Here is an 11,761-nt window from a genome sequence, read left to right as displayed (position 1 = left end):
CCAGCGCCGCGCGAGGGCCGCCGGAGTCGCCGACGCTGCGCGTGCACACGGCGCGGGCGACGGTCGCGATCGTGCCGAGCGTCTATCTGCGCAGCAGGCGCCCCTGCCGCGTCTTGCTCGTCAGCGCGCCGTCCCGCGCCACCACCTCGCCCGTGATCAGGACAGCCCGGATCCCCGAAGGCGGCGCTTCAGCCCGCCCCGGCGTCGTGTTGTCCGCCACCGTGGCCGGATCGAACACGACGAGATCCGCCCAGTGTCCAGGCACGATGCGCCCGACGTCGCGGAGCCCGATCCGCTCGGCCGGCAGCGACGTCATCCGGCGCACGGCCTCCTCGAGCCGGAACAGGCCGAGATCCCGGCTGTAATGCCCGAGCACCCGCGGGAACGTGCCGAACGACGCGGGGTTGTGCCGGCCGCGCCGGGTGAGGATCGCGTCCGTCTCGAAGGCGCAGAGCGGGTGAGACAGCACGGCCCGGAGCGGCTCGTCCTGCGCGTCGACGCCGGAGTAGGTGTTCAGGAGGATCCGCGCCTTCCCGTCGCTGGCGCGGGCGACGTGCACGTAGGCGTCGAACTCGCTCCTGCGGAGGCGCCCCGCGATCTCCCTGAAATCGAGCCCTTCGAGCGCCTCGAGCTCCGGCGCCCCGCCCCAGAGGAGCCTGATGTCGGCGTAATCGAGCCCGAGGAGCAGGCGGAACATCGCGAACTCTCGCCGGAGCCGGCGAAGCACGGATGGATCGTCGAGGCGGGCGCGGAAGTCATCGAGCACCCAGGCAGGGAAGAGGGCGTTCACCGTGGTGTTGCCGACCGTGTAGGGGAAGGCGTCGAACGCGGCGTCGACCCCGCTGTCCACGGCCTGCTCGATCGCGCGGAGCACCGAGGGAGCCGTGGGCCACGTGCGCCGGCCGATGAAGATCTGGTGCGAGAGCTGGATCCTCGCGCGGCTCTCCTCGGCGAGGCCGAGCAGCTCGCGGACGGAGCGGAGGTTGTGCGGCGGGCCGAAGAGCAGCGGCTTGTAGAAGGGCGACACCCACGTGTAGGCGCGGCCATGGACCGTGAAGACGCCGCCCTCGTCAGCCACCGTCCGCAGCAGGGTCAGGAGCTCGTCCTTGCGCGAGAAGACGCCGGGCGTATAGGCCAGTCCGGCCGAGAGCCCGAACGCTCCCTCGCGGAGCGATGCGCGCGCCAGCGAGCAGAGCTCCTGCAGCTGCCTCGGGCTCGGGGCGGCGGCGCGGTTGCCCATCACGGCCTGGCGGAGCGTGCCGTGGCCGACCAGGAGCGCCGCGTTCACGAGCAGGCCGCCGCCCTCGAGCGCGCTCAGGAGCTCGCCCATCGATCGCCACGGATAGGCGAGATCTCCGTCCTTCAGGATCTCCGCCGCGTGTTCCACCAGCGGGATGGACGCGTCGGTGACCGGGGCAGGGGAGTGCCCGCAATTGCCCGCCACGACGGTCGTGATGCCCTGGGCGACCATCGGCGCAAGGACTTCCTCGTGATCCGGCAGCGAGAGGAGCCAGTCGACGTGCGAGTGGATATCGATGAAGCCGGGCGCGACAGCGAGGCCGCCGGCGTCGAGCGTCCGCCCGCCCTCGAGCGCGCCTGGCCCGGCGATCGCCGCGATCTTGCCATTCTGGATCCCCACGTCCGCCACGTAACGAGGTTGGCCGCTGCCATCGAGGACCGTCCCCCGTGAAACGACGAGATCGAATTCCATAGGGCTCCTGAACAGGCGAGGACGGAGCCCCAGGATGGGCCCGTGCGCTCGGAGAGCGCGCCAGGAGGCGCACCGTCAATGCCCGCACCGCGACGTCATGAGCAGCCTGCTCTCGACGATCGTCGAGAAGCAAGCGCGGTACGCCATCTCGGTGCTGCCTGGCGCGCGCGCGGCGAGAGCGCTAGTCGGTCCTCGTGCGCAAGCGAATCGAGCACCTCGTCGAGGGCGGCTGGTTCGCGCTCCTCGATCCATGGCTCCCGCGCGAGGGGGCGGACGCGCTGTTCGAGGCGCTGCGGGACGGGGTCGCGTGGCGGCAGGACAAGATCAAGCTCTTCGGCAACGAGCACCTCCAGCCGCGGCTGTCGGCGTGGTACGGCGACCCCGGCGCGGTCTACACCTACTCGGGGCTGACGCTGGCGCCCGAGCCCTGGTCGCCGCCGCTCGCCGAGCTCAGGGCGCGCGTGGAGGCCGCGTGCGCGGAGCTCCCCGGGGTCGAGCCGTCGCGCGCGCCGAGCCCCACGTTCAACAGCGTCCTCTTGAACTATTACCGCAGCGGCGCCGACTCGATGGGCTTCCACGCCGACGCGGAGAAGGAGCTCGGGCCGAACCCGGTGATCGCCTCCGTGTCGCTCGGCGCGCCGCGCCGCTTCATCCTCAAGCCCGCCGGCAAGTGGAAGGACGCGCCCGCGATCGATCTGGAGCTCGGCGGCGGGAGCCTGCTCGTGATGGGCGGGACCACCCAGCACCACCACCGGCACGGCGTGCCGAAGCAGCGCGGCGTGGGGCCCCGCATCAACCTGACCTTCCGGCGCATCCACGGGCCCGGCCTGCGCGCCGGGGCGGGAGCGTAGCGCGGGCACCGCGCCGGACTGCGCGCGCAGCGCTCCCGAGGGCCGCGCCGCGCGCGCAGGCCGGCGCGTCGCTCGTCACACGAGGTCGCCCCCGCAGATCAGCGCGGCGAGCTCCCCGGCCCGCTCCGGCATCGCCAGGTCGTGGGCAGCGACCGTGATCGCGCGGATCTCCTCCGCTCTCCAGCCGCCCTGGCCGGGGGCGGCCGCGATCCGGACGCGCAGGAGCTCTCCGGACGCCACGACGGCGAGCTCCACGCCCCCGCCGCCCGGACCTCCCTCGTCGCGCGAGACGGGCACCACGACGGCGCCGCGCGCCTCGAGCGCCCGCGCGAGCCGCGCCTCCGGGGCGACGGCCGCGCCGAGCGGGCCCGGTGCCGCGCCGCCCGCGCCGCCCGCGTGGCGCGCCGAGCCGAGCGGGTGGAGCGCCGCGGCGAGCTCCACGGACGCGACCGCCTCGGCGGCGCGCGTGCCGGCGCTGCGCACGGCGCGCCGCAGCCGCTCCGCGCGCTCGCCGTCGCGGTCGAGCGCGGCGAGGTCCGCCGGGTCGAGTCGCACCACGCAGCGGACCAGCGCCACCCCGCCGCCGCTCGGGACCTGCGCTGCCTCGAGCCTGGCGCGGCGGAGCATCGCCGCGCCAGGCGCGTCGCCCGACGCCTCGAGCAGCGCCGCCGCGCCGCCCAGGACCGCATCGGGGTGCGGCCGCTCCGGCGCGTCCGACAGCGCGGCCTCCCGGTACACCTGGTTCCACCCGCGCCCGACGCCGGGCAGGCGCAGCAGCAGCGACAGGTCGGCGAGCTCGGTCTCCGGCGTGCGGACCGCGCTCGCGAACGCCTCCCTCACCGCCGCGAGGCGGGACGCGTCCCCCGTGAGCGCCGCGAACGCCGGCGCGTCCACGGCCAGCGAGAGGCGCGACGCGCTCACCGCGCGCGACCCCAGGGTCCACCGCTCGGGCGGCCCGGCCAGCGCGAGCTCGGCGCCGCCGACCAGGGCGGCGAGCCCGCGATCGCCGCGCGCCTCGAGCAGCGCCGCGGCCGCCGCCTTCAGCGCGGTCAGCGCCGGGATCACGCCCCGCCCATGCGCCCGCGCCGCGCGGTCCGCTGCTCCTCGAGCGCGGCGTCCGCCTCGAGCGCGGCCTCGGCCTCGCGCTGCGCCTCGGCGTCGACCGCGCGCTGCCCCTCCACGACGCGCGCGGGCCTCGCCTCCGTGACGGCCGCCTCGGCCATCGCCACCGCCGCGTGCCGCACGTCGTCGTACGGCTTCGCGAGGTCGAAGATCACCTTGGTGTTGCCCTGGCTCAGGTTCGCCAGCGCCTCGAAGCGCCGGAGCTCCATCGCCCCTGGCGAGCGCGCGAGGATGCTCGCCGCCTCGGCGAAGTTCTTCGCGCTCTCCACGTCGGCCTCGCTCTTGATGACCACGTAGCGCCGGTCGCGCTCGGCGATGGCCCCCTTCGCGAGCACCTCCTGCATCTGCGGCGGCAGCGCGATGTCCTGGAGCCCGATCATCTCCACGTGCAGCCCCCACGCCGCCGCCACCGCCTCGACCTGCGCGCGCACCTTGGCGGCGACCTCCTCGCGGTGCGCGAGCAGCTCGTCGAGCCGCGTCTCGCCCACCACGTCGCGCAGCACGACCTTCGCGCGGTCCTTCATCGCCGTCTCGTAGTTCTCGACGGCCAGCGTGGCCTTCTCCGGGTCGACGACGCGGTAGTAGACGACCGCATCGACCATCGTGGTCACGTTGTCGCGCGTGATCACCATCTGCTGGAGGAGATCGCGGTTCTTCATCCGCGTGTCGATGCGCCGGAGCTCCTGCAGCCCAGGGAGGAACAGCGTCACGCCGGGCGTGACGCGGCCGGTCAGCTTGCCGAGCGTGAAGCGCAGCGCGGCCTCCCACTGGTTGATCTGACGCAGCCCCGACAGGACGTAGGTGACCGCGAGCGCCGCGACGAGGACGAGGACCAGGGACATCGCGAGGGACTCTAGCAGAGCGCCCTGCGACGGCGCGCTCGTCCAGCCGCGCGCGCCCGGACGAGCGCGCCTGGACAGGCCCGCGCCCCCGCGGCTTCGCGCTGGTGTCGCTGCTCGGGCGGTGTACCCTCGGTCGGCGATGGGTGCCGAGCCGAGCCAGGCGTTGCGCGACGGGCGCTACGTGATCACGCGCGCCCTGGGCGAAGGGGCTCAGGGGCACACGCTCGAGGCGGTCGACAAGCGGCTCGGCAAGCTCGTCGCGATCAAGCGGTTCCAGGTCCGCGGCGCCGCGAGCTGGAAGGGCGTGGAGCTCGCCGAGCGCGAGGCGCGGGTGCTCGCCTCGCTCTCGCACCCCAGCCTGCCTGCCTACCTCGATCATTTCGAGGAGGACGGAGCGCTCTTCCTCGTGATGGATAAGATCGACGGCGAGAGCCTGGGCGCGATGCGTCGCCGTCGCGCGGTGCTCGGCCGGGACGAGATCCTCCGCTTCCTGCGGGACGCCTCGGGCGTGCTCGACTACCTGCACGGGCGCGCGCCGCCGGTCATCCACCGCGACATCAAGCCGAACAACGTGATCCGCCGTCCGGACGGCTCCTTCGCGATCGTCGATTTCGGAGCGGTCCGCGATCGCATGCGCCCCGAGGGCGGGAGCACCGTGGTCGGCACGTTCGGGTACATGGCGCCGGAGCAGTTCCAGGGCCGCGCGCTGCCCGCGTCGGACGTCTACGCGGTCGGCGCGACAGCGCTCTGCCTGCTGACCGGCGAGGAGCCGGAGAACCTGCCGCACCGGGGGCTCGCGATCGACGTGCCCGCGGCCCTCGGCGGCCGCGCGGATACGCGGCTCGTCCAGGCCCTGTCCGCGATGCTGGAGCCCGATCCGGACCGCCGCGCCGCGCGCATCGCGCCGCTCCTCGCGGGGCTCGACGCGCGCGGGGCGCCTCCCGAGCGGCCGCGCGCCGGCCCCGCCGCGGAGCGCGACGCGCGCAAGGCGTACAGCGACGCCCGCAAGGCGGAGCGCGACGCGCGCAAGGTGTACCGCGACGCGCGCAGGGCGGAGCGGCGTGCCCGCAAGGCGGAGAAGCGCGCGCGCAGGCAGGAGGGGCACGGGGAGCCCTGGCGCGGCCTGGACGGCCTGCCGCTGGTGGGCGCGCTGTTCGGCCTCACCGTCGCGCGGATCGCCGTCGGCCTCGCGCTCGGCGTGGTCGTTCCGACGGTGCTGACGCTGCTGTCGCTGGTGTTCGGCCGGGTGCTGCGCGAAGAGGCCGCGCCGAACGTGCGCAGGGCCGGCCGCGCGGCCCAGCTCGCGCTGCTCCGCGCGACCCGCGCCGTCCGCGGGCGCCCCGCGCCGGAAGGCGCCGCCCAGCACGGCCACGGAGCGCCGGCGCGCGTGCGCGTCGACGAGCAGGAGGCCGCCGGGCGAGCGCGCATCCACGACGACCTCGACGACGAGTTCGACGACCTCGAGGCCGACGAGGAAGCCGGGTCGGACGCCGCGTCGCGGCCGCCGCGCGCGGCGAAGCGCTGAGCGCCGCGCGCGCCTGGGCGCATCTGCGCGGTGCGCGGACGTCGCGCGCCGCTCAGATGCGCCCGAGCTCGGCGTCGATGCGCAGGCGGAAGACCTCGACGATCGCCTCGGCGAAGATCCTCCGGCTCATCTTCGAGTGGCCTGCGCGGCGGTCGACGAACACGATCGGCACCTCGACCACGCGGAGCCCTTTGCGGAGCGCCCGGTAGGTCGTCTCGATCTGGAAGGCGTAGCCGTTCGAGCGCACGCTGCCGAGGTCGAGCGAGAGGAGCGCGCGCCGGGTGAACGCCTTGTAGCCGGTCGTCAGGTCGCGGACGCCGACGCCGAGGATCGTCCGCGCGTAGAGCGAGCCGCCCTTCGAGAGCACGTGCCGCCCCAGGCCCCAGCCCTCCACGCCGCCCCCAGGCATGTTGCGCGAGCCGAGGACCACGTCGGCGCCCCGCGCGATCGCGTCGAGGAAGGCGGGCAGGTATCCCGGGTCGTGCGAGAGGTCCGCGTCCATCTCGAGCGCGACGTCGTAGCCGCCGTCGAGCGCGCGCTGGAAGCCCTCCAGGTAAGCCGTGCCGAGCCCGAGCTTGGCCGGGCGGTGGAGCACGCGGACGCGCCCGTCGCGCGCGGCGAGCTCGTCGCCGAGGGCGCCGGTCCCGTCCGGCGACGCGTCGTCGACGACGAGCACGTGCGCGTCCGGGACCGCCGCGAGGACGGAGCTCACGAACTCGGCGAGGTTGTCCCGCTCGTTGTACGTCGGCGTGATGACGAGGGTTCGGGGGGCCATGCTGGCTCGGCTCGGCGCGGGCAGACGCGGGGACGCGCGGTCGCGCGCATCGTGCGGCGTCGCGCGCCGCGCCCGCGGGCTCTGCGCTCAGCCCTCCGCTTCGTCGGCCGGCACCGGCACCGGCTTCATCGAGAGCACCGCCGGCACATAGACCGCGACCGCCTCGTCGGGCTCGCGCCCCTGGCGGCCGGTGAGGCCGTGCACCCGGTGGAGGATGTACGGCCGCGCCAGCCGCTGCTTCCTGGAGGGGAGGACCTTGCCGAGCAGGTGGCCATACAGGCTCTTCAGATCGTCGAGGCCGCGCGGCGTGATCGCGGCGAGGTGCAGCCCGCCCTCGACGCGCGCGACCGTCACGTCGCCCTCCGGCCTGGCCGCGCCGCGGACCGGGAGCACCGCCTCGTAGTCCCACCGGTCCGGCGGAGCCTCGCCGGGGTCGCCCCTCAGGCCGAACAGCGGCTCCTCGACGAGCGCCAGCTGCTGCCGCTCGGCCACCTCGGTCAGCCGGGCGCAGGCGGCGCGCAGCGCGGCGAGCGTCAAGGCGCACCCGACCGGCACCACGAGCCCTCGGACCGTCTGCCGCCAGGTCTCCTCGACGTCGTGGCCGCCGGTCGCCGTCGCGGGAGCGCCGCGGGCCCGCAGGCGCCGCAGGTGCTTCGGGGTGATCTCGTCCGACGACATCCGGGCCGAGCGATCTACCAAAACGAGCGCGCGGGCGGAAGGCACCGCGGGGCGCGCACCCGGCTCCTTGCGGTTGCCGGAGGCGTGCGCGCCAGTTACTTTCCCTTCCCGACAGGGCGTTCGCTCTGCATCGGGCCGACCGGCTGGAGCAGCCTCGGTCACTCGTGGGGTAGCGCCCGGCACACGAGCGCTACCCCGAACCTGAACAGCGCGGCACCGACGGAGACAGACATGGCGAGCCAGAACGTTCACACCCTCACCGACCAGAATTTCGAGTCCGAGGTCCTGCAATCCTCCGTCCCCGTCCTCGTGGATTTCACGGCCACCTGGTGCGGGCCCTGCAGGGCGCTCGCCCCGATCGTCGACAAGATCGCGGACGATTTCCAGGGCAGGGTGAAGGTCGCCAAGCTCGACATCGACAACGCTCCGGATACCACCCGCAAGTACGGGGTGCGGAGCGTTCCGACGGTGATGGTGTTCGAGCGCGGCGAGAAGAAGGGGGTACAGGTCGGCCTCGCGAGCCGCGAAACGCTCGTCAAGCTCCTCGGCCTCTGAGCCGAGCGCCGCCTCGCACCGAGGCCGCGCGACGGAGCGCGAGCGCGCGCGAACGCCCACCGAGCCCTCTTCCCTCCGAGCGCTCCCCACCCCACACCTCCTTCGGCCAGCCGGTCGCGGCGCCGCCAGTGCGGCTCCCCGAGAACGCTCGTCTTGCGTGCGCGGAGAGCTTTGCTTGACCGTCGCGCGCGAGGTGACTACGTATCGCGACCGGCCACTTTCCCAGGAGTTCGTGATGGCGACGAAGATCGCAATTAACGGTTTTGGACGCATCGGACGCTGCATTGTCCGCGCGCTCGTCGAGCGCGGCGTGAAGGATATCGAGCTGGTCGCCATCAACGACCTGACGGATCCGAAGACCCTCGCCCACCTCTTCCAGTACGACTCGATCCACCGCGAGTTCAAGGCGGCGAAGGTCGGCTCCGGCGACAAGCACATCAGCATCGGCGACCAGAAGATCGAGGTCCTCGCGCTGAAGGACCCGGCCGAGCTCCCGTGGAAGAGCCTCGGCGTCGACATCGTCCTCGAGTGCACGGGCCTCTTCACGGACAAGGCGAAGGCCGCCGGCCACATCAACGCGGGCGCCAAGCGCGTGATCATCAGCGCGCCGGCCAAGGGCCACGACCTCACGGTCGTCATGGGCGTGAACGACGAGCTCTACGACGCGCAGAAGCACACGGTGATCTCGTGCGGCTCCTGCACGACGAACTGCCTCGCCCCCATCGCCAAGGTGATGCTGGACAACTTCGGCATCGTCCGCGGCCTGATGACGACGGTCCACTCGTACACGAACGACCAGCACCTGCTCGACATCCCGCACCGCAAGGGCGACCTGCGCCGCGCCCGCGCCGCCGCGGTCAACATGATCCCCTCGAGCACCGGCGCCGCGAAGGCGCTCTCCGAGGTCATCCCGTCGCTCAAGGGCAAGTTCGACGGCCTCGCGATCCGCGTCCCCACGGTCGACGTCTCGCTCGTGGACCTCACCCTCGAGACCGAGAAGCCGATCACGAAGGAGAGCATCCACGCCGCGATGAAGCAGGCCGCCGACCAGGGTCCGATGAAGGACATCCTCAACTACACCGAGCGGGAGCTCGTCTCGGGCGACTTCATCGGCTCGCCCGCGTCCAGCACGTTCGACGCCACCATGACGTCGGTCCTCGGCGACCGCTTCGCGAAGATCTTCTCGTGGTACGACAACGAGTGGGGCTTCTCGAACCGCATGATCGACCTCGCGCAGCTCGTGGCGAAGAAGGGCGTGTAGCGCCGTGAAGCTCACCGGAATCCGCTCCATCGAGGACCTCGCCGCGGCCGGCGACGCCGCCGGCCTCAGCGGCAAGCGCGTCTTCATCCGCGTCGACTTCAACGTCCCGCTCGACAAGAAGACGGGCAAGATCACGGACGACTCGCGCATCCGCGAGGCGATCCCGACGATCAAGCTCGCCGTGGAGGCGGGCGCGAAGGTGATCCTCGCGTCGCACCTCGGCCGCCCGAAGCCGGGCAAGACCGAGGGGCTCTCGCTGGAGCCGTGCGGGGGGCGGCTCAGTGAGCTCACGGGCTACGAGGTCCACCTGCCGGACGACTGTATCGGCGACTCGCCCAAGAAGGTCATCTACGACCTCCGGGCGGGCCAGATCTGCCTCCTCGAGAACCTCCGCTTCCACCCGGAGGAGGAGAAGGACGACGAGGGCTTCGCGCGCCAGCTCGCCGAGCTCTGCGACGTCTACGTCGACGACGCCTTCGGCGCCGTGCACCGCGCTCACGCGTCGGTGCACGCGCTGCCGCGCCTCGTGCGCGAGCGCGCCGCCGGCCTCCTCCTGCTGAAGGAGCTCAAGGCCCTGAGCCGGCTCATCGATCGCCCGGAGAAGCCGTACGTCGCCGTCCTCGGCGGCGCCAAGGTCTCCGACAAGATCGACGTCGTCGAGGCGCTCCTCAACGTGGTCGACACCCTGTGCATCGGCGGCGCGATGGCGAACACCTTCCTCGCCGCGCAGGGCAAGAACGTGCAGAAGAGCCGGATCGAGGAGGACAAGCTCCCGCTCGCGCGCACGATCATGAGCAAGGCGCGCGATCGCGGCATCCAGCTCCTCTTGCCCGTCGACGTGGTCGTCGCCTCCGGCATCGACGCGACGGAGGGCGAGCCCGCGTCGGTCGACTCCATCCCCGAGGGCACGATGGCGCTCGACATCGGGCGCCGCTCGGTCGAGCTCTTCGGCAACGCGATCGAGAAGGCCAAGACGGTGTTCTGGAACGGCCCCATGGGCCTCTTCGAGACGCCGGCCTTCTCCAGGGGCACGTTCGACGTCGCGCGCATCATGAGCAGCGCGTCCGGCTTCACGGTGGTCGGCGGCGGCGACAGCGCGGCGGCGGTCAAGGTGGCCGGCGAGCAGATCGCCCAGGGCTTCAACCACATCTCGACCGGCGGCGGCGCTTCGCTCGAGCTCATCGAGGGCAAGAAGCTGCCGGGCGTCGAGGCCCTCCGGTCGGTCGAGGTGAGCGAGTGAAGCCCGTCAACGATGGGGGGACGCCCGGCGACACGGGCGCCGCCCCGCGGCGTCCGCTCATCGCCGGCAACTGGAAGATGAACGCCGGGGGGCAGGACGCCTGCCCGCTGGCGGCGGCCGTCGCCAAGGCGACCCGCGAGCTCACCCGGGCCGAGGTGGTGGTCGCCCCGCCGTTCACCGCGATCGCCGCCGTGGCCCACGAGCTCGCGGAGGCGAAGAGCGAGGTCGGCATCGCCGCGCAGAACATGAGCGCCGAGGTCTCCGGGGCGTTCACCGGCGAGATCGCCTCGGGCATGCTCAAGGACGCGGGCGCGACCTGGGTCATCCTCGGCCACAGCGAGCGGCGGCAGCTGTTCGCCGAGACCGACGAGTCCGTCGCCCGGAAGGTCGCCTCGGCGATCGCCGCCGAGCTGCGCCCCATCGTCTGCGTCGGCGAGACGCTCGAGCAGCGCGAGGCGGGCGAGACGCTCGCCGTTGTCGAGCGCCAGGTCCGCGCCTTCCTCGACGAGCTCGCGAAGCAGCCCGGCTTCGGCGTCATCGCCTACGAGCCGGTCTGGGCGATCGGGACGGGCAAGGTCGCGCGCGCCGAGGACGCCCAGGAGGTCCACGCGTTCATCCGCGGGCTGCTCGCGAAGGCGTCGGAGGACCTCGCTTCCGTCACGCGCGTCCTCTACGGCGGCAGCGTCAAGGCCGACAACGCCGAGGCGCTGCTCGCCCAGGACGACATCGACGGCGCGCTCGTCGGCGGGGCCTCGCTCGACGCCGCCGGCTTCGCCAAGATCGTCGAGGCCGCGCACCGACTGGCGGAGCGCGCGGAACAGGGGTAGATCGCGGGCCGCTCTCGCCTCACCGCGGGAGCGCCGGCCTGCCCTCACCCGGGTTGCCCCCCCGCGCAGGCCAGAATCTCCCAGCAGAAAGACGCCGATGCTTCACACGCTCCTCAACATCGTGCACGTGTTCGTCTGCCTGTTCTTGATCCTCGTCGTGCTCCTCCAGCAGGGGCGCGGGGGCGGGATGGGCTCGGCCATGGGCGGCGCCACGGCGCAGGTGTTCGGCGGCCGTGGCGCGGGCAACTTCATGACCCGCCTCACGGCCATCTGCGCCGCCGTCTTCATGGCCACGAGCGTGTCGCTCGCCTACCTCTCGTCGGCGGGCGATCGCGAGCTGCGCGAGTTCGAGCGATCCCAGGAGAAGTAGGCCC

Annotated in this window: 12 protein-coding genes; 7 read left to right on the top strand and 5 right to left on the bottom strand. The window is 73.1% G+C overall.

Annotated elements, in window-relative coordinates:
* Window positions 1-82 precede the first annotated feature (82 nt).
* Entirely contained in the window at window positions 83-1,711 is a 1,629-nt protein-coding gene (locus WME89_RS44530; RefSeq protein WP_438005638.1) for an N-acyl-D-amino-acid deacylase family protein, read from the bottom strand.
* A gap of 194 nt (window positions 1,712-1,905) precedes the next feature.
* On the opposite strand from WME89_RS44530, the gene WME89_RS44525 reads away from it, so the two are divergent.
* Entirely contained in the window at window positions 1,906-2,562 is a 657-nt protein-coding gene (locus tag WME89_RS44525) for an alpha-ketoglutarate-dependent dioxygenase AlkB family protein (protein ID WP_438005637.1), read from the top strand.
* 75 nt (window positions 2,563-2,637) lie between these two features.
* Here WME89_RS44525 and WME89_RS44520 read toward each other — a convergent pair whose 3' ends face one another.
* Both WME89_RS44520 and WME89_RS44515 read right to left on the bottom strand, forming a co-directional pair.
* The gene (locus tag WME89_RS44520; RefSeq protein WP_438005636.1) at window positions 2,638-3,627 is read right to left on the bottom strand and encodes a hypothetical protein; all 990 of its coding nucleotides are present in this window, start codon (window positions 3,625-3,627) and stop codon (window positions 2,638-2,640) included.
* Window positions 3,624-4,526: an SPFH domain-containing protein gene (locus tag WME89_RS44515; RefSeq protein ID WP_438005635.1), complete on the bottom strand. Its 903-nt coding sequence runs from the start codon at window positions 4,524-4,526 to the stop codon at window positions 3,624-3,626. The genes WME89_RS44520 and WME89_RS44515 overlap by 4 nt, the downstream gene beginning before the upstream one ends.
* A 139-nt stretch (window positions 4,527-4,665) precedes the next feature.
* Between WME89_RS44515 and WME89_RS44510 the strand changes: the two genes are divergently transcribed.
* Window positions 4,666-6,051, top strand: a complete 1,386-nt coding sequence (locus tag WME89_RS44510; RefSeq protein WP_438005634.1) for a serine/threonine protein kinase — start codon at window positions 4,666-4,668, stop codon at window positions 6,049-6,051.
* Between the two features lie 52 nt (window positions 6,052-6,103).
* Here WME89_RS44510 and WME89_RS44505 read toward each other — a convergent pair whose 3' ends face one another.
* Together WME89_RS44505 and WME89_RS44500 are read right to left on the bottom strand one after the other, a co-directional pair.
* Window positions 6,104-6,826, bottom strand: a complete 723-nt coding sequence (locus WME89_RS44505; protein WP_438005633.1) for a polyprenol monophosphomannose synthase — start codon at window positions 6,824-6,826, stop codon at window positions 6,104-6,106.
* An 87-nt stretch (window positions 6,827-6,913) separates the two neighbouring features.
* Window positions 6,914-7,504: a hypothetical protein gene (locus WME89_RS44500; protein WP_438005632.1), complete on the bottom strand. Its 591-nt coding sequence runs from the start codon at window positions 7,502-7,504 to the stop codon at window positions 6,914-6,916.
* 231 nt (window positions 7,505-7,735) lie between these two features.
* Between WME89_RS44500 and trxA the strand changes: the two genes are divergently transcribed.
* The 5 genes from trxA to secG all read left to right on the top strand — a co-directional run bounded on the left by trxA (window position 7,736) and on the right by secG (window position 11,757).
* Window positions 7,736-8,059 carry a thioredoxin gene (gene trxA, locus WME89_RS44495; protein ID WP_438005631.1) on the top strand — a complete coding sequence of 108 codons (324 nt, stop codon included), beginning with the start codon at window positions 7,736-7,738 and terminating at the stop codon, window positions 8,057-8,059.
* Window positions 8,060-8,294: 235 nt separating this feature from the next.
* Window positions 8,295-9,320 carry a type I glyceraldehyde-3-phosphate dehydrogenase gene (gene gap, locus WME89_RS44490; RefSeq protein WP_438005630.1) on the top strand — a complete coding sequence of 342 codons (1,026 nt, stop codon included), beginning with the start codon at window positions 8,295-8,297 and terminating at the stop codon, window positions 9,318-9,320.
* A 4-nt stretch (window positions 9,321-9,324) separates the two neighbouring features.
* Entirely contained in the window at window positions 9,325-10,560 is a 1,236-nt protein-coding gene (locus WME89_RS44485; protein WP_438005629.1) for a phosphoglycerate kinase, read from the top strand.
* Window positions 10,557-11,387 carry a triose-phosphate isomerase gene (tpiA, locus tag WME89_RS44480; RefSeq protein ID WP_437830205.1) on the top strand — a complete coding sequence of 277 codons (831 nt, stop codon included), beginning with the start codon at window positions 10,557-10,559 and terminating at the stop codon, window positions 11,385-11,387. The genes WME89_RS44485 and tpiA overlap by 4 nt, the downstream gene beginning before the upstream one ends.
* A gap of 97 nt (window positions 11,388-11,484) precedes the next feature.
* The gene (gene secG / locus WME89_RS44475; protein WP_433929726.1) at window positions 11,485-11,757 is read left to right on the top strand and encodes a preprotein translocase subunit SecG; all 273 of its coding nucleotides are present in this window, start codon (window positions 11,485-11,487) and stop codon (window positions 11,755-11,757) included.
* Window positions 11,758-11,761 lie beyond the last annotated feature (4 nt).

Source organism: Sorangium sp. So ce321, assembly GCF_051530195.1.
Taxonomy (GTDB): Bacteria; Myxococcota_A; Polyangia; order Polyangiales; family Polyangiaceae; genus Sorangium.
This window is presented reverse-complemented; position numbering and strand designations above follow the sequence as displayed.